This window comes from Cytobacillus sp. NJ13 (assembly GCA_030348385.1).
Classification (GTDB): Bacteria; Bacillota; Bacilli; order Bacillales; family Cytobacillaceae; genus Cytobacillus.
In genome coordinates this window covers 4,029,391-4,054,599 of sequence record JAUCFP010000006.1, presented here as the reverse complement: position 1 = coordinate 4,054,599, position 25,209 = coordinate 4,029,391, and the positions used below count along the sequence as shown (strand labels likewise).

General features: G+C 42.7%; 24 protein-coding genes and 2 pseudogenes. 4 read left to right on the top strand and 22 right to left on the bottom strand.

Translation table 11 applies throughout. The features are described 5' to 3' along the window. Positions 1 to 93 precede the first annotated feature (93 nt). The 6 genes from prfB to QUF73_20030 form a co-directional block, all read right to left on the bottom strand. Positions 94 to 1,207, bottom strand: a protein-coding gene (gene prfB / locus QUF73_20055) for a peptide chain release factor 2 (protein MDM5228424.1) whose coding sequence is annotated in 2 segments (ribosomal slippage) — positions 94 to 1,134 and positions 1,136 to 1,207 — 1,113 coding nt in all. Because the reading frame shifts where the segments join, the coding sequence is not laid out codon by codon here. Between the two features lie 128 nt (positions 1,208 to 1,335). Then, positions 1,336 to 3,849, bottom strand: a complete 2,514-nt coding sequence (gene secA / locus QUF73_20050; GenBank protein MDM5228423.1) for a preprotein translocase subunit SecA — start codon at positions 3,847 to 3,849, stop codon at positions 1,336 to 1,338. A 358-nt stretch (positions 3,850 to 4,207) separates the two neighbouring features. After that, positions 4,208 to 5,263, bottom strand: coding sequence for an SEC-C domain-containing protein (locus QUF73_20045; protein ID MDM5228422.1), 1,056 nt, complete (start codon positions 5,261 to 5,263; stop codon positions 4,208 to 4,210). 200 nt (positions 5,264 to 5,463) lie between these two features. After that, entirely contained in the window at positions 5,464 to 5,994 is a 531-nt protein-coding gene (locus QUF73_20040; GenBank protein ID MDM5228421.1) for a chromate transporter, read from the bottom strand. Further along, positions 5,991 to 6,566 (bottom strand): chromate transporter, encoded by a 576-nt coding sequence (locus QUF73_20035; protein ID MDM5228420.1) that lies wholly within the window; start codon positions 6,564 to 6,566, stop codon positions 5,991 to 5,993. The genes QUF73_20040 and QUF73_20035 overlap by 4 nt, the downstream gene beginning before the upstream one ends. A gap of 148 nt (positions 6,567 to 6,714) precedes the next feature. Continuing rightward, the gene (locus QUF73_20030) at positions 6,715 to 8,325 is read right to left on the bottom strand and encodes a gamma-glutamyltransferase family protein (GenBank protein MDM5228419.1); all 1,611 of its coding nucleotides are present in this window, start codon (positions 8,323 to 8,325) and stop codon (positions 6,715 to 6,717) included. 488 nt (positions 8,326 to 8,813) lie between these two features. Here QUF73_20030 and QUF73_20025 point away from each other — a divergent pair, with 488 nt between their 5' ends. The 4 genes from QUF73_20025 (at position 8,814) to QUF73_20010 (ending at position 12,499) form a co-directional block, all read left to right on the top strand. After that, on the top strand, positions 8,814 to 9,203 hold the full coding sequence (locus QUF73_20025) for a sporulation protein (GenBank protein MDM5228418.1): 390 nt from the start codon (positions 8,814 to 8,816) through the stop codon (positions 9,201 to 9,203). 235 nt (positions 9,204 to 9,438) lie between these two features. Continuing rightward, positions 9,439 to 9,717: a DUF1232 domain-containing protein gene (locus QUF73_20020; protein ID MDM5228417.1), complete on the top strand. Its 279-nt coding sequence runs from the start codon at positions 9,439 to 9,441 to the stop codon at positions 9,715 to 9,717. Positions 9,718 to 9,846: 129 nt separating this feature from the next. Then, positions 9,847 to 10,824, top strand: a complete 978-nt coding sequence (locus tag QUF73_20015) for a BMP family ABC transporter substrate-binding protein (protein ID MDM5228416.1) — start codon at positions 9,847 to 9,849, stop codon at positions 10,822 to 10,824. A gap of 13 nt (positions 10,825 to 10,837) precedes the next feature. Beyond that, positions 10,838 to 12,499, top strand: a complete 1,662-nt coding sequence (locus QUF73_20010) for a methyl-accepting chemotaxis protein (GenBank protein ID MDM5228415.1) — start codon at positions 10,838 to 10,840, stop codon at positions 12,497 to 12,499. A 59-nt stretch (positions 12,500 to 12,558) separates the two neighbouring features. On the opposite strand, the gene raiA is transcribed toward QUF73_20010, so the two are convergent. From raiA to flgK, 16 genes and pseudogenes are all read right to left on the bottom strand, one after another. Continuing rightward, the gene (gene raiA, locus QUF73_20005; GenBank protein MDM5228414.1) at positions 12,559 to 13,116 is read right to left on the bottom strand and encodes a ribosome-associated translation inhibitor RaiA; all 558 of its coding nucleotides are present in this window, start codon (positions 13,114 to 13,116) and stop codon (positions 12,559 to 12,561) included. 229 nt (positions 13,117 to 13,345) lie between these two features. Continuing rightward, the gene (locus QUF73_20000) at positions 13,346 to 13,546 is read right to left on the bottom strand and encodes a YjfB family protein (protein ID MDM5228413.1); all 201 of its coding nucleotides are present in this window, start codon (positions 13,544 to 13,546) and stop codon (positions 13,346 to 13,348) included. Between the two features lie 35 nt (positions 13,547 to 13,581). Beyond that, a complete protein-coding gene (locus QUF73_19995) occupies positions 13,582 to 13,971 on the bottom strand; it encodes a hypothetical protein (protein ID MDM5228412.1) in 390 nt (129 codons plus the stop codon). Positions 13,972 to 13,978: 7 nt separating this feature from the next. Next, the gene (locus QUF73_19990) at positions 13,979 to 14,323 is read right to left on the bottom strand and encodes a flagellar protein FliT (GenBank protein ID MDM5228411.1); all 345 of its coding nucleotides are present in this window, start codon (positions 14,321 to 14,323) and stop codon (positions 13,979 to 13,981) included. Further along, a complete protein-coding gene (fliS, locus tag QUF73_19985) occupies positions 14,323 to 14,724 on the bottom strand; it encodes a flagellar export chaperone FliS (protein MDM5228410.1) in 402 nt (133 codons plus the stop codon). Before fliS ends, QUF73_19990 begins: the two co-directional genes overlap by 1 nt. An 18-nt stretch (positions 14,725 to 14,742) precedes the next feature. Continuing rightward, positions 14,743 to 16,863, bottom strand: coding sequence for a flagellar filament capping protein FliD (gene fliD, locus QUF73_19980; GenBank protein ID MDM5228409.1), 2,121 nt, complete (start codon positions 16,861 to 16,863; stop codon positions 14,743 to 14,745). A gap of 13 nt (positions 16,864 to 16,876) precedes the next feature. Then, positions 16,877 to 17,236: a flagellar protein FlaG gene (gene flaG, locus QUF73_19975; protein MDM5228408.1), complete on the bottom strand. Its 360-nt coding sequence runs from the start codon at positions 17,234 to 17,236 to the stop codon at positions 16,877 to 16,879. 654 nt (positions 17,237 to 17,890) lie between these two features. Continuing rightward, positions 17,891 to 18,335: pseudogene (locus QUF73_19970) on the bottom strand (flagellin). 368 nt (positions 18,336 to 18,703) lie between these two features. Continuing rightward, positions 18,704 to 19,609, bottom strand: coding sequence for a flagellin (locus QUF73_19965; protein MDM5228407.1), 906 nt, complete (start codon positions 19,607 to 19,609; stop codon positions 18,704 to 18,706). Between the two features lie 136 nt (positions 19,610 to 19,745). Next, positions 19,746 to 19,859 (bottom strand): annotated as a pseudogene (locus QUF73_19960) (flagellin). A gap of 345 nt (positions 19,860 to 20,204) precedes the next feature. Continuing rightward, positions 20,205 to 21,308 carry a flagellin gene (locus QUF73_19955; protein ID MDM5228406.1) on the bottom strand — a complete coding sequence of 368 codons (1,104 nt, stop codon included), beginning with the start codon at positions 21,306 to 21,308 and terminating at the stop codon, positions 20,205 to 20,207. 133 nt (positions 21,309 to 21,441) lie between these two features. Then, complete coding sequence (csrA, locus tag QUF73_19950; GenBank protein ID MDM5228405.1) at positions 21,442 to 21,684, bottom strand: carbon storage regulator CsrA; 243 nt, start codon at positions 21,682 to 21,684, stop codon at positions 21,442 to 21,444. Next, positions 21,684 to 22,124 (bottom strand): flagellar assembly protein FliW, encoded by a 441-nt coding sequence (fliW, locus tag QUF73_19945; GenBank protein MDM5228404.1) that lies wholly within the window; start codon positions 22,122 to 22,124, stop codon positions 21,684 to 21,686. The genes csrA and fliW overlap by 1 nt, the downstream gene beginning before the upstream one ends. 15 nt (positions 22,125 to 22,139) lie before the next feature. After that, entirely contained in the window at positions 22,140 to 22,703 is a 564-nt protein-coding gene (locus QUF73_19940; GenBank protein MDM5228403.1) for a DUF6470 family protein, read from the bottom strand. Positions 22,704 to 22,758: 55 nt separating this feature from the next. Next, positions 22,759 to 23,619 (bottom strand): flagellar hook-associated protein FlgL, encoded by an 861-nt coding sequence (flgL, locus tag QUF73_19935; GenBank protein MDM5228402.1) that lies wholly within the window; start codon positions 23,617 to 23,619, stop codon positions 22,759 to 22,761. Between the two features lie 13 nt (positions 23,620 to 23,632). Beyond that, positions 23,633 to 25,195 (bottom strand): flagellar hook-associated protein FlgK, encoded by a 1,563-nt coding sequence (flgK, locus tag QUF73_19930; GenBank protein MDM5228401.1) that lies wholly within the window; start codon positions 25,193 to 25,195, stop codon positions 23,633 to 23,635. Between the last annotated feature and the right edge of the window lie 14 nt (positions 25,196 to 25,209).

The following is a 25,209-nucleotide window of genomic DNA, read 5'->3' as shown; positions in this document are numbered from 1 at the left end:
AGCAAACCCCATTCACCGGCTAGCTCAGTTAAAATTCCATAAATAAAAAATAAGCCTATGCCGGTTATATGAAAGCATAGGCTAATTTGCATATTAATCCTGAGGCAAAATCAATTTTGAACGCAAATATGCATTAATAAACAAATCCAGGTCACCATCCATCACTCCCTGGACGTTACCGACTTCCGTGTTGGTGCGGTGGTCTTTTACCATGGAATACGGATGGAAGACATAGGAGCGGATTTGGCTACCCCAGCCGATGTCTTTTTGCTCGCCGCGGATTTCGGCTAATTCTGCTTCCTGCTCTTCGATTTTCTTTTGATAGAGCTTAGCTTGCAGCATTTTCATGGCACGTTCGCGGTTTTTGATCTGTGAACGCTCTGTCTGGCATGTTACCACGACATTTGTCGGCAAGTGTGTGATACGGACAGCAGAGTCAGTCGTGTTGATATGCTGACCGCCTGCACCGCTTGCACGGTATGTGTCGATTTTCAGATCTTCTGTACGGATGTCGATTTCAATTTCATCATTGAATTCCGGCATCACTTCGCAGGATACGAATGAAGTATGACGGCGGCCCGAAGAGTCGAATGGAGAAATCCTTACTAGACGGTGCACGCCTTTTTCAGCCTTCAAGTAGCCGTAAGCGTTATGACCCTTAATGCTAAGGGTAACACTCTTGATGCCCGCTTCATCTCCAGGCAGGTAATCAAGTGTTTCAACCTTGAAGCCTTTCTTTTCCGCCCAGCGTGTATACATGCGAAGCAGCATGCTGCCCCAGTCCTGTGACTCGGTTCCGCCTGCACCCGGATGCAGTTCAAGAATGGCATTGTTCTTATCATACTCTTCACTTAAGAGAAGCTGCAGTTCGAAATCGTTCAGGCGCTTCACTAAGTCCTTGAGCTCTTCCTCAAGCTCGGCCTGCAATTCTGCGTCGCTCTCTTCTTTTACTAACTCATAAGTTAATTCCAGATTCTCAAACGTTTCGTATAAATCGTGGAATTCAACTACCTGATCTTTTAGTGAGTTTGATTCGCTGATAACAACCTGTGCCGCCTGCTGGTCATCCCAAAATCCAGGCTGCAGCATGACATCATCAAGCTCAGCGATGCGCGCCTCTTTGTTTTCTAAGTCAAAGAGACCCCCTAAAGTCCGCTAAAATCTTAGCTGTTTTTTCAAGTTCATTGCGAATATCTGCTAATTCCATTTCGGTCACCTCAAAAATTATTTATTTCATATTATAGCTTGATTATCCGTAAAAGCATATTTCCTATTAGGTTTTTCACAACCTATCCCAAAGAGAGAAGCCGGCAAAGCTGTTGCCGGCTCAATTGTTTATTTTTCTGCACCACAGCAGTTTTTATATTTCTTGCCGCTGCCGCAGATGCATGGGTCGTTGCGTCCGACATCCATCTGCTTGACGACAGGCTTTTTCTTAACCTTTTCACCGTCTTCTTTCGGGTTGACGGCCTGGCCTTTGGCCACTTCCTGGCGCTCAAGGTTGTTGCGGATTTCGGCTTTCATGATGTACTTGGCAACATCTTCTTCGATGGAAGCGATCATGTTTTCAAACATCGCAAAGCCTTCTCCCTGGTACTCGCGAAGCGGATCTGTCTGGCCATACGCACGCAGGTGGATTCCCTGGCGAAGCTGATCCATCGCGTCGATGTGATCCATCCATTTGGAGTCAACGGCACGAAGCACGATAACTTTCTCAAATTCACGCATCTGCTCAGGGCTAAGCATTTCCTCTTTTTCATTGTAGCGTTCTTTGACCTTGGCAAAAATGGTTTCGGTGATTTCCTCCGTATCCTTGCCGCGGATATCATTTACGGTTAGGTCGCCTTCATTCAGAAGGTTTCCATTTACATAGTCAATGATGCCCTGCAGGTTCCAGTTTTCCTCATCTTCATGACCAGGTGCATATCCTTCTACATTGCGCTGGATGCTGGTCATGATCATCTTTTCAACAATCTCTCTCAAGTTCTCAGACTCCAGAACTTCGTTACGCTGACCGTAAAGAATCTCACGCTGCTGACGGAGAACATCATCATAAGAAAGAAGCTGCTTACGTGCATCAAAGTTATTGCCTTCAACGCGCTTCTGAGCAGATTCAACAGCTCTTGAAACCATTTTACTTTGGATTGGCTGAGTGTCATCCATTCCAAGGCGCTCCATCATCGACTTCATATTGTCAGAACCGAAACGGCGCATCAATTCATCTTCCATGGAAAGATAGAATTGCGTGACACCCGGGTCACCCTGACGTCCGGAACGTCCGCGGAGCTGGTTATCGATACGTCTGCTTTCATGACGCTCTGTACCAACAACGCATAACCCGCCAAGCTCCTTTACGCCTTCTCCAAGCTTGATATCCGTACCGCGTCCTGCCATGTTAGTGGCAATTGTTACAGCACCCTGCTTACCGGCATCCAGGATAATTTCCGCTTCACGGCCATGATTCTTTGCGTTTAGAACGTTATGCGGAACGCCTTTTTTGCTAAGGTATTTAGAGATAATTTCTGATGTTTCGATTGCAACAGTACCGACAAGAACTGGCTGTCCTTTTTTGTGGCGATCAGCGATATCTTCTACAACCGCACGGAATTTCCCATCCATTGTTGCATAAATTAAATCCGGACGGTCATCACGGGCGATCGGACGGTTTGTCGGAATCACAATAACGTTCATATTGTAGATATTGCGGAATTCCTCTTCTTCCGTTTTCGCCGTACCAGTCATACCGGCAAGCTTTTCATACATACGGAAATAGTTCTGGAATGTGATCGTTGCCAGAGTCATGCTTTCGTTCTGGATTTCCAGGCCTTCCTTAGCTTCAATAGCCTGGTGAAGTCCATCACTGTAGCGGCGGCCCTTCATCAGACGGCCGGTAAATTGGTCAACAATGACGATTTCGCCTTCCTGAACAACATAATCGACATCCAGATGCATGCTGGAATGTGCTTTTAATGCCTGTGTAATATGGTGGTTAAGTGCAACATGAGAAATGTCGAAAAGGTTATCGATTCCAAAAGCCTTCTCTGCTTTGGTCATCCCCTCTTCTGTCAGCTGCACACCTTTTGTTTTTTCATCATATGTGAAGTCTTCATCTTTTTTCAGGCGGCTGACAAAGGCATTCGCCTGGATATAAAGCTGAGTGGACTTTTGTGCAGATCCGGAAATGATCAGCGGTGTACGTGCTTCGTCAATGAGGATGGAGTCCACTTCATCAATTACTGCATAATGAAGCGGTCGCTGAACCTTCTGCTCTTTGTAAAGAACCATGTTATCGCGAAGGTAATCGAACCCAAGCTCGTTGTTTGTGCTGTATGTGATATCGGCAGCATATGCTGCCTGCTTTTCTTCTTTGGAAAGCCCATTTAAGTTCAAGCCGACAGTCAGGCCAAGGAATTCGTAAAGCTGGCCCATTTCAGTGGCGTCACGGCTCGCAAGGTATTCGTTGACTGTAACTACGTGGACACCTTTGCCTGTAAGGGCATTTAGATATACTGGCATCGTTGCAGTCAGGGTTTTACCTTCACCGGTTTTCATCTCAGAAATATTTCCGTCATGAAGGGAAATACCCCCCATTAACTGAACCGGATAAGGATATAAGCCAAGAACGCGCTTTGCTGCTTCGCGGACAACCGCAAAAGCTTCAGTCAGCATATCATCGACGGTTTCACCCTTTTGGTAGCGGGCTTTGAATTCTTCCGTTTTCTCGCGCAGCTGCTCGTCCGATAATTTTTCCATATCAGATGCAAGTGCTTCAATTTGTTCTGCCATTTTGGTGAGACGTTTTATTTCACGTTTATTTTGATCAAACACTTTATTTAAAATCCCAAGCATAAAAACGCTCCTTTATGTTGGATATGACAGCACAAGTGCCTTGCTGATAATCAAGGCGCAGGTACTATGCATATCTAAATTCAAAGTCTATTTAAGCATAGGTATTTAAAGATTCGCTTCTTTTCGGCGGAATCCTCCCATGAAAATTCACATTATTTCTTATTAATATTACCACTTTGGGAGGGGGGTGACAACTTATGCCACATGCGAGCTATTCCAGATCTTTAACTTGCTGATAGTCTGGTTTCGGTAAATACACTCTTCTCTTTTTTGAATATTGCTCAGATTTTCGCTTTATCGGTCAGTCCACGCCAGACCACATTCCCTCAAAAAAAAGAGAGCAAAAATGCTCTCAGTTTTATGAATTCGACGATTCTATCAGTTCAATAATAGTTTTCTCAACTGCATCATAAATTTCACCATAATAAGTGGAAACACGGTTCGCATTGATGCCGTATATCTCTCCGAATTCCTTCTGAGTGAGATTTTCCTTTGTTGGCGCTATCGTGCTCACAAGGTATCGAAGACCCGCAACATAGTTGTCAGGCTTTTTGACCTGTTTGCCGGTTTTCGTCAGATACTCCATCCAAAGTGAAATCCCCATGCCGATGAGCCATGGTTCTTCGCCGGCTTCTGTCATGTCGTCCCGGAACATGTCGGCTACCTGCTCTGCACCCTTGGTTGGCCAGTCGAAATTGTCCATAGATGGAACTGCCAATGATTTTGGCGTGTCATTCATGAGGTCAACGAAGTATTCAGCCAGGTATTCTTCTGGATCATCGTATTTTGCATCTTCAAATGAATACTCAATATAGTCTGCAAACTGTGCAGCATTTTCCCCTGGCAGATCGAAAATGGCCGGAAACGCTACATACTCTTCTCCATATGGAAGAAGCATGGCAAAGGCAAAGTTTCCTTCATTAACGTCCATATCACCAAATAGGGAGATATTGTAAACCTTCCCTGTCAGGCAATCTTTAATGACTGCTTTATCCTCAGTTACTTCGGTCAGTATTCCAGCTGCCGCTTTGCTGTCTCCCCACGATTTTAAAATGCTTTTTAAGCGCGGACGAGCAACAGCCGGTAATTTCGCATGAATGAACTCATCCATAATGGAGTCCACATCTTCCAGAGTTCCAAAGAGAATGTACCAAAAGGAGTGTGCAAATTCATAGAACTCTTTTTCCTCTGGTTCTATACCTTCAAGGATATCCAGAAGATCCATGAAATCCTCTTTCATGTCATCTGCAAAATGAGTAAGCGCATAGGCCCTTACTTCCTTTTGAAGCTCAAGAACTTCGTGATTTAAAACATCTTTTATTGAAACAGCATCTTTACTGCCGCAGCACTTTTTATATTTTTTTCCGCTCCCGCACGGGCACGGTTCGTTTCTGCTTACTTTTACTGTTGACATTTTATAAATCTCTCCTACCAAATTCGTTTAACTTTATTATCCTAACATTTATCAGCCGTTTAGGCATTAATCAAGCGGATTTATACATTTGGCAGGTTAAGGAAGCTTATTATTCGAGTATGAATTCTCGCTATTCCATTTCTCTTTCATAACAGAAAGAAAAAAAGGAGAGCTCAATCGCCTCTCCGATTTTCGTTCATTTATGCCAAAATAAATCCCCCATAAACGAGTGCCCCTGCAATAACAAAAGCGGGATGCACTTTAAGTTTTTCCAAAAGGAAAAAACTAAGCAGCCCAATGAAAAGCGTCTGCCAGATCCCAATTCCATCATAAGATGAGAATAGGAAATCATAAGTCATAACGCCAAGCAGAACAGCGATAATCGGCCGAATATAATTGGTCATCCGTTTAACACGGGGGGATTCTTTATATTTCATCAGCAGCCCAAGCAAGGCTAGCATTAAGATCATGGAAGGTGCTACTGTTGCAAATACACCAATTATAGATCCAAGAACCCCTCCCTGCTCATAGCCAATATAACCTGCCATTTTTGTTGCAATCGGACCTGGCAGGGCATTGCCCATTGCCAGCATTTCACTGAATTCATTCGTTGTCATCCACTCATAATTGTCTACCACTTCATGTTCAATCAAGGGAATGGATGAAGGTCCCCCACCGTATCCAAGGATCCCGGGGATGAAAAATGCCAGAAAAATCTGTACATATATCATGCCGGATTCCTCTCCTTTTTAGCTTCATTTTTTTCTGCAGCATCCTTTTTCAGGAGGGCAGTCACCAGTGCAATAAATATAATAATTCCAGGATGAATATTCACAAATTCGATAAGAACCAAGCTGGCCGCTACAAAAAGAAGTGTCCATACCCAGCCGAGTGATGATTTGGTAGATTTTTTGATAAAGTCCCATGTTAAAGTAGCAAGCATAACAGCCACAACGGGAACAACTGCCTTCGTCATGCCATCAACCCATGGCTGATCTTTAAAGTTATTTAATGCTGTTAAAAGTACAATCATAAGAACGATGGTTGGTACCATTGTAGCGATTAGTGCGTTCAGCATTCCCGTAAATCCGCCGACCCGAAAGCCGATATATCCCGCCATTTTTGTATTTATGGGGCCTGGCAGGGCATTTGCCAAAGCTAATATATCCCCAAACTCATCTGAATCCATAAATTTAAAGGTATCCACAACCTCTTTGTGGACCAGCGGAATGGAGGATGGGCCACCGCCAAATCCTAAAAGCCCGGAGCGAAAAAACGCTATGAAGATCTCCTTTTGTTTCATGTGTTCACTTCCTCTTTGCCCGATACTGGTACAAGCCTTTCTTGCATCCCGTTAAAGCAGGTGAAGGAGCGGCTATTTTCTTTCCGTTCCTCAGTACCTTTTATATGGTTATTTTACTCTTATATGCGTCTTGCTTCCTCATTTTTTATTACCAGGCTGCGATTGATCCGTCTGTGCGTGCTTCTGTTCCACCCATAAGCACGCCTGTTTTTGGGTCACGCCAGATAATCTGGCCGCGGCCGAATCCGCCGGTATCAACGGTTACTTCAATTTGATGGCCTTTACGCACCAAAGCCTGTGCAATATGATTAGGGAAGTGCGGTTCCACCTGGACCTTTTTCCCTTCAATCCATTGCCATCTTGGCGCATCAAGGGCTGCCTGCGGATTCAAATGAAAATCCACTGTATTCATGACCACCTGCATATGCCCCTGCGGCTGCATATAGCCTCCCATCACACCGAACGGTCCAACTGCTTCTCCGTCTTTTGTCAGGAATCCAGGGATAATCGTGTGGTATGTTTTCTTGCCGGGCTTCAGTGCATTATGATGCTCCGGATCAAGAGAGAAGTCGTGCCCGCGATTCTGTAGGGCAATTCCTGTTCCAGGGACGACAAGCCCGGACCCAAAGCCCATATAGTTGCTTTGGATAAAGGAAACCATATTGCCTTCACTGTCTGCTGTCGCCAGATAAACAGTACCTCCGCGCGGCGGCTTGTAAGGCTCAGGTGTCAGAGCTTCGCCCGCAATCTCGCTGCGGCGGGATTCGCCGTACTCCTCTGAGAGCAATTCTTCAACTGTCACTCTCATTTCTGCAGGATCCGTAATAAATGCCTTGCCATCAGTAAAAGCTAACTTCATCGCTTCTATTTGTTTGTGATATGTATCAACCGTGTCTTTATCGCGGAATTCAAAGCCTTTAGCGATATTTAAGCCCAAAAGAGCGACAAGTCCCTGCCCGTTCGGCGGGATTTCCCAGACATCATATCCGCGGTAATGAACTTTGATGGGGTCAACCCATTCCGCCTTGTAATCTGCGAGGTCTTCCTTTGATAGGAATGCATTATATTTTTTTGAAAAAGCATCAATTTTTTCAGCAATTTCTCCGCGGTAGAAGCTTTCCCCGTCTGTTTCGCCTATTGCTCTTAAAGTGGAAGCATGCCCTTCAGAGCGCCAGATCTCTCCAATATCAGGTGCCCTGCCATCTGGAGCAAAGGTTTCAAACCAATGCTGGAATTCGTCATCCGTTAGAATCTGCTTAAATTTTTTATAAGCAACCTGCCAGTACTTGCCGAGAATCGGTGTTAACGGATAGCCTTTTTCAGCATAATCGATTGCGGGCTGAAGGACATCTTTTAATGGAAGCTTGCCGAATCGCTTGGAAAGCTCTGCCCACGCGGACGGAGCACCTGGCACTGTCACCGGCATCCAGCCGTGCGTCGGCATTTTTTCGAAGCCTCTTTCCTTTATAGCTTCTATAGAAATGGACTTTGGTGCAGGGCCGCTTGCATTCAATCCATGCAGTTCCCCTTTTGTCCAGACTAGTGCAAATGCGTCGCCGCCGATTCCGTTTGATGTCGGTTCAACCACTGTAAGAGCAGCTGCTGTGGCGATTGCTGCATCTATGGCATTTCCCTCTTTTCTCATCATATCTAATCCAGCCTGTGCCGCAAGCGGCTGGGAAGTAGCCACCATGCCGTTATTCGCCATGACGGTCGTTCGCTGTGAAGTATATGGGTGGTTGTGGAAATCAAAGTTCATGGAGTTCACCTCTGTAGTAAAGTGTTAAAATAGTTAATTCTGATTATAACAAATTATTAAAATATTATGGTAGTATTTATTTCGTAAAACTAAAGGAATGCAAAAATTAATCTTATTGACAATAACTGAAACATACCATATGATTTACCTATAAATTGAATAGTTTCTCCTAAAGGGGAGTAGCTTTTACAGCAGAGTCGTCATTACGGAGCAAATGCTCTCGGCTTTGTTGGCAATCTAAACAATTGTTAGCAAGACCTTTACCAAATTCGGTAAAGGTCTTTATTTATGGGCCTTTACCACCGCGGTAAAGGCCCATTTTGTATACAGGCCCGCACCGCCACACGTTTTACTTTATAAAATGGAGGAATAGGTAGAAGGAAAATTACTTGAAACTTTATCATAAGTAGCACGTAAAGAAGGAAACAGGAAAACTATGGTGTGAGCGAGCAGCTCCCCCCTATATAAACTTAGAGGAGAGATCGTTGTTGATTTTACGAAAATACATGTCAATGCTTGGAATAGGCTCTGCGAAAATTGATCTGCAGCTGCCAAAGCTTCAGTATTCGCCGGGAGAAAATGTGAGCGGAATCTTCCTGATTGAAGGAGGAACGATTGATCAGCAGATTAAGCGGATTGAATGTGACCTGGTCATGGCTTCGCCTGACGAAGAGAAGGAGGAAGTGATCGGGACATCGACCATTCTATCCACCAAAGTCATTGAATCAGAAGAAACCAATAAATTGGACTTTAACTTCCAGCTGCCTGAAGACATTCCCTGCTCTGCACCAGATCGGATTTTTCAATTTAAAACTAGACTGATTTTTAACGAAGGCGTCAAAAGCGCCGACCTGGATAAAATCACGATTATTCGATAACCAATCCTAAGGAGGAAGAAACGAGTGTAACATATCCCCTCTTAACCTATATAAATTATAAAAAGAGGAGATTCATACCTAATTGAACACTTTGCAAAAGTGGCTAATTCTATTTACTTTTTGAAGCATACTTGAAACAAGCTATCTATCAGCTGCTACACTTGAGGTGAAAAACCCGCCGCGTATTCAGGTATCAGCTCCCATTCAGCGAATGAACTAGAAAAAGGTGAAATAAATGAAGTTTCTCAAACGCATCAAATTTGTATTAAAATTTTGGAAGTTCCTGCCCTTTCTGAGGGATTACTTTCTATCACCGGAAGTATCGGCCGGCAAAAAGCTGTTCCCTATTGCGGCCGGACTTCTTTATATCCTACTGCCGCTCGATCTTGTGCCCGACTTCCTGTCGATCTTCGGATTTACAGATGATATTGTAATTACATCATTTGTCCTTCAGCAGATGGTGAAAATGGCTCCGGAGTCGCTAAAGGAAAAATATAAGGTCCTGGAGGAATGATGTTGAAGCCTGTGAAGTGCAGGCTTTTTTATTTTGCCTTTTTTGAGAAAGGTCTGACTTCAGACTTAAAAACCTACTCCATTCTGCCGATAATAGCTAAGGCGAAATACTACAACATGGAGGTTTACTTTGAAAAAACTACTACCTATTCTGCTGATGTTCAGTTTATTTTTTTTGGCGGCCTGCTCTGCCTCTGAACAAAGCACAAATCAAAATAAAGAATATAAAATTGGCATTCTCCTATCTGACACTGGCCTGGGAGATGAGTCTTTCAACGACTCTGCCTTCCGTGGCCTGGAAAAAGCCCGGGATGAGCTGGGCATTCTGTTTGATTACCAAGAAGCTCCAGACGGAAATTTTGAAAAGCCGCTTGAAGAGCTGGTCAAAGAAGATCATGACCTGATTATCGGACTGGGTTTCACAGCACAGGAAGCACTCGAAAAGACGGCAAAGAAATATCCAGAACAGCAATTTTTGCTGATTGATGCTGTATCCGAGCTTGATAATGTGGTCTCACTTACTTTTAAGGAGCATGAAGGCAGCTTTCTAGTCGGAATGCTCGCTGCCATGACAAGCGAAACAGGCAAACTAGCTTTTATCGGAGGCATGGATGTCCCCGTTGTCCACCATTTTGAGAATGGATTTACTCAAGGAGCTAAACACTTTAATCCAAAAATAGAAATATTAACAGAATATGCCGGAACTTTTGGGGATGCAGCTATCGGTGAGAATATCGCCGAGAAGCAAATTGCTGCAGGTGCAGATTTTATCTACCCTGCTGCCGGATTCACCGGTTTTGGCGCACTGAAAAAAGCTGAAGAAAAAGGCGTGCTTGCCGGCGGTGTCGACTCCGACCAATATTTTGTTGCTGAAAAAGCCGTTGCCACATCGATGGTTAAAAACATCGACACTGCTGTTTTTAACCTGGCGAAAGAATTGACGGAAAACGGAAAAATCGAAGCTTCCTCCTATGAATGGGGACTGGCAGAAAACGGTGTCGGCCTTTCTGAAATCCGGGTCGTTTCCTTAACAGAGGAGCAGCAAGCTGCATTAAAAAAAGCAACTGAAGACATAATCAATGGAAAAATCACAGTAACCGCTGAATAAAGGAGCATCCAAGATGACATTACGAAAACGCCTCATTATTGTCACGCTGATCCCGCTCGTGCTATCGATCAGCATGATAGGCTTTATCATATACCAGACGTTAAATATTCAAAGCTCCGCTAAAGATGATGTGGAACTGCTTCTTAAAGTGAAGGACCTGGAGCAAAGCCTGGTGGTGACAAGTCAGTCGCTTGCCAATTATACCTACAATTCAAGTGACGCCAACAAGGACCAGGCACTAACCATGATGACAGAAGTTCAGGAAAACCTAGCTTCCCTCTCTTCGGTTGCCTCAGTTCCCGAGCATAAAAAAATCATTGGCAGCATTGAAGGAAAATATGCAGAGTTATCGGAAGTTTCAACTGAAGCCTTCAACAAGGGAAACAAAGCGGAAATCAAGCGTCAGAGCATAAGAATTTCCGGAATTCTAAACGATATGCACCTACTGAAGAAACGCACAAATGAATGGTATGAAGGCATTCTTAAGGAAACCAACCAGAAAATCGCCTTTATCACGAATTCCTCCCTCATAGGAAGCGTGCTGCTTATTCTGTTATCAGCTATTTTCTCATGGATCGCCGCGAGAAAGATTACAAAACCAATCAATGCGATTGTAGAAAAAGCAGAGAAAATTTCAGAGGGAGACTTAACAGCAGACTTATCACAGCTTTCTTTTAAAGCGAACAGCCGCTACGAAGTGGATAAACTAACGGAAGCTTTCTCAAAAATGGTTGTGAATCTAAAAGGAACCGTGCAATCCATTGAAGAGGTCAGCCAGAATGTAAAAGGATTTGCCGAGGATGTGGCTTCCTATATGACCAACTTAAATGAAAGCAGCAGTCAGGTGGCCGTTTCAACGGACGAATTGGCGAGAGGCAGCCAGGCCATCTCTGAAGACGTTCAGGCAACCGCCGAGTTGATGAGCGTAATGGGTGAGCAATTTTCGGCTGTCCACCATTCCAGCGAGCAAAGCGCCACACAAAGCACACAGGCATTGGAGTCTGTTGATCAAGGCAGAGTGTTTTTAGAAAAACAAATGAAACTTGCTGAAGAAATCGCAAGCTCGTCCAATCATATAAAAAGCTCAGTCAGCGAGTTTGCCCAGTTCACCAAGGAAATTGAAGGGGCAGCTAACACGGTAAAAGATATTGCAGATCAAACAAATCTGCTGGCATTAAATGCAGCCATTGAAGCAGCCCGTGCCGGTGAAGCCGGTAAAGGGTTTGCGGTTGTAGCAGAAGAAGTCCGGAAGCTCGCCGATTCCTCTTCAAAAGCAACCGATCTGATCGCCTCGATGGTCAGCAATATCCAAAATGGAATCAGCAATATTTACACAGCAACTGAACAGGGGCATATCCTTTCAAAAGAGCAATCCCAATCGATGACTGAGACGGAACATGTCTTTGAAACCATTTCCGAGCATGTATCCGGTATTCACAGCCATCTGGAAAAATTGGTTGAAGATATGAAAACCTCCAGTGATATGAGCCAGCAGGTTATTAGCGCAGTGGAAAACATTTCAGCGGTAACCGAAGAAACAGCTGCTGGGACTGAAGAAATCTCGGCATCTACCGAAGAACAACTAAGTGCATTTGAGCAGGTTATGTTTAAGGTGGAGCAGCTGAAAGAGATGACCGGTGTTTTAGAGAGGGAATTGGAGAAGTTTACGGTTTAGGCGGATGACATGTCCGAACAACGAAACCCCCGCTAATGGTCGCGGGGGTTTTCGTTTTATTATTGCGCTTCAATCAGACCATAGCGGCCATCTTTACGCTTGTACACTACATTTGTTAAATTAGATTCTGCATTCGTGAACACGTAGAAGCTGTGACCCAGCATATTCATTTGAAGAATCGCCTCTTCACTGTCCATTGGCTTTAGATCGAAGCTCTTTTGGCGGACAACTTCTAGCTCGTTATCATCCTCTTCCACTTCAGGTACCTCTGTCTCATTTTCCAATGCTGCAAACACAGCTGTCAGATTACCCTTTTCGCGGAATTTGCGGTTCACTTTTGTTTTATGTTTGCGGATTTGGCGCTCCAATTTATCTGTAATCAGATCAATCGCTGCATACATATCATCATGATCTTCCTCTGCGCGAAGAACCAGGTTCGGCATCGGAATCGTTACTTCCACTTTAGAACGGTTATTGTTATACGTTTTTAAATTAACATGTACATTTGCATCAGGAGTTTCAGTAAAATACCTTTCTAACTTAGCAATTTTCTTCTCTACGTACTCTCTAATTGCTGGAGTTACCTCAATGTTTTCACCACGAATGTTGTAATTCATACGTGAACTCCTCCTTCTCATTATACAATGACAGCCTTTTCATTAGCGTTTACTGTGAAAATCACCAGTAATGTCTGAAAAGGAAATGCCTAGTCTTAAAAGTATATTAAGACTATGTATTTATATTTCTATTTTACCCCTAAAAACTCCTGCTGAAACTGGTAAAAAGATTGAGAATATTTGTCGAATTGGTGACGTATATAAAAAAACGAGCAGCTCATTTTGCTGCTCATCCTTTTATATCAATATTGCCGCCTAAGTGAGGCTGGGCTGCGTGCTGGAGGGCCTGTATCTGAGACCCGCTCATCATTTTATGAATAAATTCTGCATTTCCCTCCGCTTGATCCATGGCTTTCTTCATGACTGAGATGGACGCCTGCTGCTGGACCTGGCCTTGGGATAAGACCATGGACATTAATGGGATATCCAAAGGAACACCTCCTGGCTATTTAAGCCTGATCCTATTTAGGATTGTATATATGGATTTAATTCCTGCTGAATATTTTTATGCCACTGCGCAAATGCAGGATAGAGCTTTTTTGAAATGATCTCCTGTCTAACAAGAAGATCGTCAAAGTTCTGAATAAGCAGTTCAGCCTGATCGGCTACTGCACTAATATCAGCAATAGCTTTCAGCATGGGCTGATTGCCTTGAACAAGATAGCTAAGCTGTTCATGAGCTGAAGCGACTTGAGGGAATGCCTGAAAAACATCACCAAGAAGCCGATCTCCCTCTGTTTTGCTGAAATCGCTAAAGCTTTTTACGATATAATCAAAAGCCTCATCAATGGTATATAATAGATCACTGTATTCCTTCATAAAAAGGTACTGCTCTTCGGTCAGAGTCAACAACATTAGTCACCTATTTTCTTTTATCATAAAACATGCCGTCCGTTGCCATGGATTGATAGGGATTAGCATATTTTCCGGTTGATTCCTTTTTAACGTTTAAGTCTTTGATGTCTTTTTGAATAAATAGCTTTTCCCTTGTCATCAGCTGGGTGACTTTGGCATTGAGGCTGGTCAGCCTGGCTCCCAGATCCTTTTCGGTGTCTGAAAATGGAGGAGCCATGCCAGCCATTGCCCGCTGGCGTTTTTCAAGAAGAATGTCTACCTCATTCATTTTCGCATCACGGTCAAGCTTTGGATGTTCCAGAGTTTTGATTAGCTCGAGTGTTAAATCATAAAACCTTTGAACCGAACTCACTACACAGTGCCGCCTTGGGAGAATTGCTTCTGACGATTGACCTGGATGACTTCCTTCCATGTGTCGCGGAATTCGGTTACAAGACCCTCTACTTCATCAAGAATAGCTGTCTCATTCTTGACATTCGCCTCCATCAGCCTCCGGTTCATATAATCATATAAAGACATCATGTTTTGAGATACCTCTACATCCATATTCAACGTCACCATCAGCTCTTGAATAATATTTTGCGCCTTTTGGATATTGGTGTTTTTCGCCTCAATGTTTTTGTCCATGATGGCTTTTTTCGCCTGATGGATGAACTTCAGGCAGCCGTTATATAGCATTAGTGTCAGCTCTCCCGGAGATGCTGTATTCACTGAGTTTTGCTGATAAGATTGGTATGGATTGCTTACTGCCATTTGTAACACTCCTTTTTATTACATGCCGCCAAACTGGTTCATGAGGAACATGGACTGCTCATTGGACCGCTGAATCGCTTTTTCCATGGCGGTGAACTGGCGCCAGTAGCGGTCTTCAACCTGCTTTAATTTATCTTCAAAGCTATCAATCCGCTTGCCTACATCATTCAGTTCCCTGCCAATGGTAAACTGCTGATTGGTTGAGAAGCTGTTTCCGGCTTTTGTCTTCAATTTATCCATAGCAGCGTTTACTGTATCATAAAGCCTGTGGGCAATCCCTCTTTGCCCGTCTGTCTGTCCTTCCCCTCTAAAAAGATTCTCAACAGACACAGGATCATCTTCGATTGCCTTTTTCAGGGCGGCTTCATCAATTTCCAGCTTACCGCCTTCTAAATAATTGCTGGTCGTTTTAATGCCGATACTGGCCAGCTGATTAGAAAGCGGAGAAACAAGATCATTCGATACGGGCTGGTAAAAGTTCATTCGCATCCCGGATAAAACAGACTGAAGCGTAGAATCCTTGCGCAAGAGACCGCTTTTCGCTCTTTCTTCCCATTGCTCCTGCTGCTTGTCTGATAGCTGCTCACGCTGTTCATCTGTTAACGGGGTGTAGCTTCTATAACGTTCTTCACCAGTTTTTTTCTGGATTTTATCAATCATTTCATTGTATTTATCCACAAATGCCTTAATATTATCAAAAACCTTTGTGGAATCATTGCTGACATTGATGCTGACCGGCTGATCTTCAAATGTCTGCTTAAGAGTAAAGGTGACGCCGTTCACTTCAAATGTATTTGAGCTCCGATTAGTAGCCAATCCGTTAATCACGAATTCAGCGTTTCTTCCTTCTTCTTTGACCGCAGCTCCTTTAAAGCGCAGAACATCATTTAGAAAGCTTCCGCTTGTCGTGATCTCAGCCCCAATCTTATTAAAATCACCCGTCTCTGTGCGGGTCATCGTCATTTGGCCAGTAGCACTATCAAAGAACATATTGACACCAGCACTTGAAGCATTGACTTTACTGATGACATTATTCAGAGACTCACTGCCTGAAATAAGGAAGGAATCATGACGCTCTCCTTTAGAAGTTGAGGTATCGACTGAAAAAGCAGTGTATTTGTGGTCATACGCAATCTCCAGGGTCATCGTTGTACCAGATCCCTCTGCGGGCTTTTTCATATCAGAATTAAACGTGATTTTTCCTGTTTCATAGTTAAGGGTGCCTACCACTTTATTGGCATCATCGAGTATTTCTCTTTCCCCATTCTCGATATTGCCCATTGAAAAAGTTTTCTCAGTGGTCGTTCCGGACGATGTTTCCTTTATCTTAATGCTTTTCACTTCGTTCAGGGCACCTTGAGCCAATTGAATAGAGGAAGTGCTGCTTGAAATAGCGTGTGAACCTGTGCGTTCAGTAGCTACGTAATCAATCTTAATGACACTTCCCTTTGCAGGTTCCTTACCGAATTGCAGTGTTCCATCTTCTTTTACCAGCACTTCATTCTCTTTTAAGGGACGGTTCGCCGCACTCAGTTCTGCCTCACTCAGCGCATTAAATCCTACTCCATTAACTTTTACACTCCAGGAGCTAATTTCATTAAGGTCCACTTTGGACATATCTCCGAAACTAATAGCAGCTGGATCGGTCACATTAATACTTTTACTTAAAACTGCACCATTTTTCCAAGCACTCGCGACAGTGTTTCCATTTGAATCTGTATGATTACCTTTATACAGAAAACTGCTTTCCTGTGAATAAAAGCTTTTGCTTGGGTCTATTGACTTCCCATCCGCAGAAATGCTGCCGCCGTTCACCCGAGTCTCAGCACTTGCCAGCTGTGTTACTTTTGAAATGGAGTAAGAAGACTGGCTGGCTGCACCGCTCGCAGTGGCAGTTACCATTGCTTCATTTGAAGAAGTTGTCAGACGTGAGCGATAACGTGTAGTTAGCTTCATTTGCGTCAATTCACTTCTAAAATCCAGGAGCAATGAATTCATTGCACGGTAATCGTCACGCTGCCACTCCAATACTTGTTTCTTCTGCTTTAATTTATCAAGAGGCATCCGTTCTGCCTTCATTAGATCCGATACAAGCTGGTCAATATCCATCCCGCTCGCCAGACCTCCGATTCTAACCAATGGAATTCCTCCTTTAAATCTTCTTATCTACCATTAAACCAACAAATTCCGTCATTGCTGCATACATATCCAGCATTTTCTTTGATGGAATTTCCTTTACTACTTCCTGGGTTAGGTCATCGACTAAAGTTACGTAATATTCATTTAACTCTTCGTGAAGAACAAATTTTAATGAGGTGTGAGATGCTTGTAAGAATTCGTTCATGCTATCGACTACCTCTGTTAGCTTATCTTCCTTTATTTGGCCGCTCAGTTTTGGCTGAACAGACATTTCTTTAATTAATTCTTTAGTGTGGAACTCGCTTGAATTTTCATTTGTATGTACTGATCTGGTTGTAAGAGAAATATTTTGTGATGATATACGATCTATCATTATAGTCCCCTACCTATATGAAATAAGTGCTTTAGTTTTTATATCGGAGTATTTTTAGAATTGTTAAGAAGAGAGTTAAAAGAGAAGGAAATTTCAAAAGTTTAGGAAGCTTGACGAATATTAGGGATGGTACCAAAAATTAAAACTTGCTTGAAGTTGTTAATTAAGTTGGGATAAGTGCTGATTTTCATACTGTAGCGCTTTACATATTGCGGGGTCAGGCACCTGGTTTCTAAAAATCATTTAAATATACGGAAAGTAACAGCTTTATAGTTCCCTCTACCAAAGTAAGAGATTTGCCCAAGCAAGTATTAAATCTCCATTTTCCGCTTCAGGGCAAGAGCATTCTTTCAATTTTCTCATTGAATAAGACAAGGAAACTGCCAATCCAATCTTGATATACTTATGAAATTTGCTGATTCAATTGGTTCCTATCCTAATGAATCTGACCAAAAATCGCTAGCATATTTATTGAATTCAATAATTTTATCAACGACTTCTAAATATGTTAATTAGTTTAGTTTTGAAATCAGAATATTCATAATTCTTACTTTCTACAAATTAATTAATATAATACCCTGATTGATTCACTTGTCTCAAATAGATAAAAAAGAGACCCTAGCAAAACTAGAGTCCTTTCCAAATAATCTAAAATTAACGAAGAAGTTGTAGAACTCCTTGTGGTTGTTGGTTGGCTTGAGCCAACATTGCTTGTGCTGCTTGAGCCAGAATTGACTGTTTAGATTGTTCCATTATTGCTTTAGCCATATCCACATCCCGAATACGATTCTGCAGCTGTTAGATTCACCTCATAGTTTCCGACATTTTCAAGTGCATGTTCAAGACGATTTTGCAAGCCACCGAGTTTTGTACGCTCTAAAGTAATTTTCTCAATTGCTTGGTCTATTGTCTCTATAGCAGCTTCTGCACCATTTCTAGTGAGCAGATTTACGGAATTAATACCTAAACTTTCTATTCCAACATCATTAATATCAATTTGGATTGATTGATTTGGGTTTGCTCCAACTTGCAAAGAAAATACCCTTGGTTTTAGGGAATTATCCACTTGATCAGAATTAGTATCTCCAGCCCATACCATTGCTTGGATAGGAGCATAAGTTCCCGACATGCCTGTAATCCAAGAAATACCGTCTGTCGAAGATAAAATCATCTCTTTGGCATTTGATGTCCCACCTGTAATAACAAACTGACTCCCACTCCATGAAATATCAAATAACCAATCTCCGGAGGACGATCCCTGAGTAGTCCAACTTAGTCCATCTGGTGAGGATAAGATACTGCCATCATCGGTAATAGCTACAAATTGATGACCACTCCATGCAACATCAGTGAAATTCCCTGAAATTCCAGTATTTCTAGATACCCAGCTCATTCCGTCAGATGAAGTAAGAAATCTCCCATTGTCCCCCATTACTACATATTGACTTCCGTTCCATTCTACCGCTCTTAACGTATTGGAAACTCCTGTATATCGAGTTGTCCAACTTGTCCCATCATTAGAGGTAAGAACAGTTGAATTTGCCCTACGGCAACATATTGATTACCATCCCACAGCACATTAAGAATATTTTGGGAGGTACCTGATGTTTCGGTTCTCCATAAACTACCATCCGAGGATGTGAGGATGGTACCATTTGAACCTACTGCCATATATTGATCATGTCCATATATTACATTGTGTAAAAGATTTGTCGTCCCCGAAGGATGGTTAACCCATGATCCCCCATCTACTGAAGTTCGGATTAGACCACTATCTCCAACAACTACAAACAGATTGCCTCCCCACGTCAATCCATTTGTATTAATCCCAGCTCCTGTTGTTGCTTCCACAGTCCAGTTAATTCCGTCAGATGAAGTAAATTGGGTTCCTGAACGATCAATACCAAGGAATAGATCAAGGTTTTGTGGTATCACTTGAAACTCTGAGGCATTTATCCCTTTTAACAAAGGTATACCGTTGAAATTCGTGTTTTGAACAATTTGCCCGATTGCTAGTTTTGTTTGTTCTATTTCATCTTGAATTGCCGCTCGGTCCTCATCAGATAAGGTATCATTTGCTGCTTGCACTGCTAACTCTCTCATCCTCTCTAGAGGAGGTGACAGTATATCAGATAGTCCCCCTTCAGCAGTTTGAATAAGGGAGACTCCATCTTTGATATTATGTTGAACTTGATTCAACCCTCGAATTTGTGCACGCATTTTTTCAGAAATAGCAAGCCCTGCCGCATTATCACCAGCACGATTAATTCGAAGACCCGAAGATAATTTCTCCATTGTTTTAGATGAATTTATCGAAGTTCTTTTTAATTGATTAAAAGTAGACAGAGAAACAATATTATGGTTAATAATCATCTAACTTCTCTCCCGCTATCTTACTTCTTCTATTTATAAAATGATGAATTATTTATCTAAACACAAGAAGAAAGATAGTCAACTGATTAGAATAGAGACTCTAGCAAAACTAGAGTCTCCTGAATATAACTTAAAATTAACGAAGAAGTTGTAGAACTCCTTGTGGTTGTTGGTTAGCTTGAGCAAGCATAGCTTGAGCAGCTTGAGAAAGAATAGAATTCTTTGTTTGGTTCATCATTTCTTTCGCCATCGTGCGAACATTTGCTTTCACAAATGACCAGACTATATCTTCACCCTCTATCAATCTAGTAGGGGCCGGGCACTTCGGATTCACAATGCTGATGAACATTGTTTCACCTATGGATTTCATCATCATAGCTTTCGCTTTAGATGGTCTATCCTAGTCGTTGAACCTTCTCCACTCTTTCGAGACAGGAGCTTGGCTGCTGATTGCCCATATCTTTTCTTTTTTCCAACCGTCACGCCTGTCGTTTCCAACTACGTTGTGGTAAGAAAAGCTCTAAGGGTTTTCCAGCAATTCACCCGATAATAATCGCTAGCCGTTACCAGCTAGGACGACTGTGCTTGTCACTGCTTATGCAGCTAAAGCATAATCTACGTCACGGATACGAGATTCCGCAGCAGTTAGGTTTTCTGAAGATGTGTTTAGGTTGTTGATTGTGTGCTCTAAACGGTTTTGGTTTGCACCAAGTTTTGAACGCTCAGCTGAAACTGTATCAATTGCCTTTTGAATAGTTGTCACAGCTGCAGATGCAGATGCATGAGTAGACACATCTAACGCTTGTTCCTTTGTTTCGTTGCTAGTTCCGTCTGTTACAGCAAGTTTGTCGCCAGTACCCGCTGTTGTAAGACCTAAAGCAGATGCTCTCATATCAGCTATATCAAGAGTTAGGCTTTGACTTTCATTAGCACCAATTTGGAATTTCAGACTCTTACTTTCATCAGCTGCAACTGCTGCTTTTGCTACCACCCCAGCTGTCTGTGTTGTGATATTACCGCCTGCAACAGTTGGTTCACTAGCAGATTCTTGACCAGCCTTTTGAGTAAGAATTATTTTACCAGCATCTGCCCCAGTTCCTACAGCAGCAGTAAATTTCGCACCTAATGTTGGATCAGCACCAATGGCTGTTGCTAATGCAGTTAAATCCGCACCCTTTACATTAGTACCATCAATTGTAATACCTGCTGTTACAGGATCAGTAACTCCAACGGAAAATTTACCTTGCACTGCTGCTACTGCAGCAGAACCAGCACCATCTTTTTCCCCGTTAAGTAATTTCTGAGTATTAAATTCGGTAGTGTTCCCAATACGATTAATTTCTGATGTTAAAGAGTTGATCTCTTTTTGGATTTCTCCACGGTCACTTGTTGTATTTGTATCATTTGCTGCCTGGTTTGCAAGTTCACGCATACGTTGTAGAATATCGTGTGTCTCGTTTAATGCTCCTTCAGCAGTTTGAATTAATGAAATTGCATCTTGAGAGTTTTTACCTGCTTGATCTAATCCACGAATTTGCCCACGCATTTTTTCAGATATTGCTAGTCCTGCAGCATCATCTCCAGCACGGTTAATACGAAGACCTGAAGATAGTTTTTCCATTGATTTTGATTGTGCACCATTGGCACTATTCAACTGACGATAAGTATTCAACGCAGCAATATTATGATTAATTCTCATTTTTAATTTCCTCCTTGAGTATGTGTTCCACATCCATGTGGTTATTTTACCAATCAGCAGAAAAGTCGGCCGCCTTCTCGCTGTTCAGCTTTACAATGGTTATATCGACTTATTTTGATAGGTGTTTAACAGTTTAGAAGAATTTTTTATTTTTTTTAAAAAAGCTGCTTAGACCTTCTATTGCACTAGCTTCTGTTTTAGTTGCTGTGTTGTTCTCCTGCTGAATGGATAGGTATATTTCTTTCCTGTGTATGTCGATATTTTTGGGTGCGCTGATGCCTAGCTTTACCTGTTCGCCTTCGATAGAGAGGATTGAGATTTCAATATCGTCACCAACTATGATCGATTCTTTAAGTCTCCTTGTAAGTACAAGCATTATCTCTCCCCCTGTTCTGGAGGTGCCATAATCTTATGCTTGGTATTGTAAGGTGTTTGATTAAATATGACTTGTTTACCAAGTTTTTTTGTTTGGTTAATGACTATCGGTGCCTGCAGGTTTGCGGTTGTTTCCTGGAATGGCTCTCTTACAGTCAAAATCGCAAAGGTTGCCACATCTTTAGCTGATTGAATCCCTAACTTTTCTATTGCCTCTTTCGGCAAATCAAACTCATACTGCGGAAAAAGAGCAAACGGATCTGTAACAATAAAAGCTACCTCAGGAGTTTTTACTGATTGCAGCATAAATAAGTCTGTCCCTTCAAGAGGGAAAATATAAAACTCTTTCTCCTCTAAAAAACCCGGAATTCCAGAAGGAAAAATAATAATATCCTCCTTATTTATCTCCTGATCACCATGAAACTTTGTTTGGATATTCATCTTTTCACCTCATTACTATATTGTTAGATTGATAAAATCAATGCTTAGGCTGTTTTTGTCAAGAATTTCTGTACTGACTTTTCCAGGTGTATAGGTGTGAACCGGTTTTCTGATTTCAACATCGATCTTAGGCTTTTGCGGCTGGGCCTCAATGTTTACTTTTGCTGGCTCGTATTGAATTTTTACACTGTTATGAGACGGTACCCAGCCAATATTAAACTGCTTGGGAGGGCCTTCGCTATTTTCCTTAGCCTGATAGGCGATGGGAGTGCCGCCGTTTTCAATTTTCATGAGTTCTGTTCCCTGTGCAGCTCTTCTCCCCATCCCTTTTAGCCAATCCTGGTAACCGTTTTGTGCAAATTCCGCCACTCTTCTGCCGATGCTTTTCAGGTCGACGTCTTCGCGTGCTTTGGTCTGGTCGATCGTCAGCTTTCCTGGGATTGTTTCGATTTCCAGGATGGCTTTAGGCTGCTGGATGGATTGGACGGCAGGGGGCTGTTCGATTTCCTGCACCGGTTTTTCTATCTTTAATCCCATTTTGATAAAGTTGGATTCCATCCTAATCTGCGGCACGTTCATGTTAGACACCTCTTTTATGAAAAAAAGCTATCTCTTATGGATAGCTTTTCATTGATTATCTTAAAAAGTCGGTTAAGCTCGGCTGGATGATCCTCGCCCCAACGCTTAGTGCTGCACGATGGATGCTTTCCTGGGTTGTAAGCTCGATGATGGCTTTTTCCATATCAATGTCTTCATTATCGGATAGGATTCTTGTTGAGAAGACCTCCTGCTGGGAAAGGCGGTCCTCCATCAGCTCGACACGATTTTGTTTGGCACCTATTAGTGCACGTGCAGACAAGAAATTGTCTATGTTTTTATCAACAGTATCAAGCATATCCCCAACGGCTGGATCATTCGTTTCAAGCGCTGTGATTAGCTTTTGGATACCGCCTTCGTCACTGAGCATGTCTCCAAACAAAGCTTTTCCTTCCGTGTTGACAGGAATTTTGATGCCTGAAAAAACCTCAAGCTCGATGGTTCCGCTTTGAAAACCTGATTCAGATGGCCGTACATTTGTCTGGTTGCCATTGAAAATATACTTTCCGCCAACTTGTGTATCGCCAAGATTCCGCAAATGCTCTTTAAGCTGTTTAACCTCTTCAGCAACCGCTTTACGCTGATCTTCTTCCAGCGTGCCATTGCTTGCTTGAAGAGTCAATTCCCTAATTCGCTGCAGGGCAAGGACACCCTTATCCAGGGCATCATCCGTACTGTCGACCCAGTTTCTCACTTCTCCAATATTGCGGGTAAACTGCTGAATGCGGTTTAAATCCGAACGATAGTTCATCCCCATCATCGCAGCAACTGGATCGTCAGAGGGCTTGGTAAATTTCTTTTGGGTAGAAATTTGATCCTGCAGCTTGTCCAGCCTGCTGTAGCTGTTGCTTAAATTGCGAAGCATGTTATTTGATAGCATTGATTGTGTTACGCGCACTTTATTTCACCCTTTATCTGCCTACAACACCCATGCCGTTGATGATTTTGTCGAGCATTTCATCAACCACAGTTATGTTTCTTGCTGAAGCGTTGTATGCATGTTGGAATTTAATCATATTGGTCATTTCTTCGTCTAATGACACGGCACTCACGGATTGCCTGTTCCGGTCTACTGAATCTGCCAGCACAAGAGAGTTTTTCAGGTCCTTTTTGGCACTCTGAGAGTCTACTCCTAACCGTCCGATAATTCCTGAATAATAAGAATCAAGGCTTCCGTTCAGCTGTGATTTTTCATCATCAGACAATGAAGTATAGTCACTAAAGCTTTTCTTTCTTAAATCAGCCAGCAGCTGAGCATTGTGGTTATCTCCAGAAGCGCCGCCTTTTTCGGCTGCTGCGGCTATTTTAGAAGAGTCATCCAGCAGCTCTTGATTCACTTTAATGGTTTGTGCTGGATTATCCTCATCAAACTGAAAAAAGTCCAGACCTGAGATTGTATCAGCACCCAGGGCATATCCGTTTTTATGAATTTCATTGAATTCCTTGGCAAAAGCAACTGTCATTCTATTCAGCTTCTCCAGCATTTCAGGATAAGCACCATTAGCAGAACCGCCTGCTTCATAACCATAGCTGTTAATTAGACCTGATAGTTCACCGGATAAAGTCTCAAACTGTGTAAATGAAGATGATCCAATCTTTAATCCTGTTACAAGTCCGCTCTCTTCGCTTTTTTCAAGTTCCACCTTATTTGTACCAACAATACCGCTCTCTTTTGTAGCAGATATGAGGTTAATAGGCGGATTATAGGACTTTCCGTCCTTTTGGACAATCTCGATATTATAAAGGCCCGCTGCCATCGGTTTGGCATCTCCATATGTATTCGGGACTACACTGGTCACTTTCACGTTAACCAATTGCGAAAGGCTATCTACCAATAAATCTCTCTCGTCATAAAGGTCATTGGGGAGGTATCCGTGCGGCTCAACAGAGGCAATCTGCTTATTCAGATGATCAATCTGCGCAACGATCGCGTTAATTTCATCCACCTTCACATCAACCTGACTCCCAATATCCTCTTGAACCCGTGATAGGGAATTATGATAATAATTCAGTGTATCCGCAACCATCTGCCCTGTAGCCGCCACAACATCCCGTGCACCGGTATTTTCAGTATGGCTTGATAGATCCTGAAGAGCGTTCCAGAACTTTTCAAGGGTACTATGCAATCCATTCTCAGATGGCTCATTCATGATTTCTTCCATCTTAGTCAGAGACTCGCTCATGGCACCATAATAGCCCATTTTTGTGTTTTCGGTTCTAAACTGCAGGTCTAAAAATGACTCTCTTATTCTCTGGACAGTTCCCGCTTCAACACCTGTTCCCATTTGTCCGGGTATCTGCGGACGATTCATCCCAACGCCTGGATAAGGCTCGGTTTGCGCGAAATTAATCCGCTGCCTGGTGTATCCTGGCGTATTCGCATTTGAAATATTATGCCCGGTTGTATATAAAGCACTTTGCTGGGTGAACATGCCGCGGCGGGCCGTTTCGAGTCCCATGAAAGTTGAACGCATGTTTGTTCCTCCGT

Bases quoted from the DNA above. Each gene is read 5' to 3' on its own strand.
- secA (MDM5228423.1), bottom strand. From the start codon at position 3,849: ATGCTTGGGATTTTAAATAAAGTGTTTGATCAAAATAAACGTGAAATA.
- QUF73_20045 (MDM5228422.1), bottom strand. From the start codon at position 5,263: ATGTCAACAGTAAAAGTAAGCAGAAACGAACCGTGCCCGTGCGGGAGC.
- QUF73_20040 (MDM5228421.1), bottom strand. From the start codon at position 5,994: ATGATATATGTACAGATTTTTCTGGCATTTTTCATCCCCGGGATCCTT.
- QUF73_20035 (MDM5228420.1), bottom strand. From the start codon at position 6,566: ATGAAACAAAAGGAGATCTTCATAGCGTTTTTTCGCTCCGGGCTTTTA.
- QUF73_20030 (MDM5228419.1), bottom strand. From the start codon at position 8,325: ATGAACTTTGATTTCCACAACCACCCATATACTTCACAGCGAACGACC.
- QUF73_20020 (MDM5228417.1), top strand. From the start codon at position 9,439: ATGAAGTTTCTCAAACGCATCAAATTTGTATTAAAATTTTGGAAGTTC.
- QUF73_20010 (MDM5228415.1), top strand. From the start codon at position 10,838: ATGACATTACGAAAACGCCTCATTATTGTCACGCTGATCCCGCTCGTG.
- raiA (MDM5228414.1), bottom strand. From the start codon at position 13,116: ATGAATTACAACATTCGTGGTGAAAACATTGAGGTAACTCCAGCAATT.
- QUF73_19995 (MDM5228412.1), bottom strand. From the start codon at position 13,971: ATGTTGTTGACTCTGACCGAAGAGCAGTACCTTTTTATGAAGGAATAC.
- fliS (MDM5228410.1), bottom strand. From the start codon at position 14,724: ATGGCAGTAAGCAATCCATACCAATCTTATCAGCAAAACTCAGTGAAT.
- flaG (MDM5228408.1), bottom strand. From the start codon at position 17,236: ATGATAGATCGTATATCATCACAAAATATTTCTCTTACAACCAGATCA.
- QUF73_19965 (MDM5228407.1), bottom strand. From the start codon at position 19,609: ATGATTATTAACCATAATATTGTTTCTCTGTCTACTTTTAATCAATTA.
- QUF73_19955 (MDM5228406.1), bottom strand. From the start codon at position 21,308: ATGAGAATTAATCATAATATTGCTGCGTTGAATACTTATCGTCAGTTG.
- csrA (MDM5228405.1), bottom strand. From the start codon at position 21,684: ATGCTTGTACTTACAAGGAGACTTAAAGAATCGATCATAGTTGGTGAC.
- fliW (MDM5228404.1), bottom strand. From the start codon at position 22,124: ATGAATATCCAAACAAAGTTTCATGGTGATCAGGAGATAAATAAGGAG.
- QUF73_19940 (MDM5228403.1), bottom strand. From the start codon at position 22,703: ATGAACGTGCCGCAGATTAGGATGGAATCCAACTTTATCAAAATGGGA.
- flgK (MDM5228401.1), bottom strand. From the start codon at position 25,195: ATGCGTTCAACTTTCATGGGACTCGAAACGGCCCGCCGCGGCATGTTC.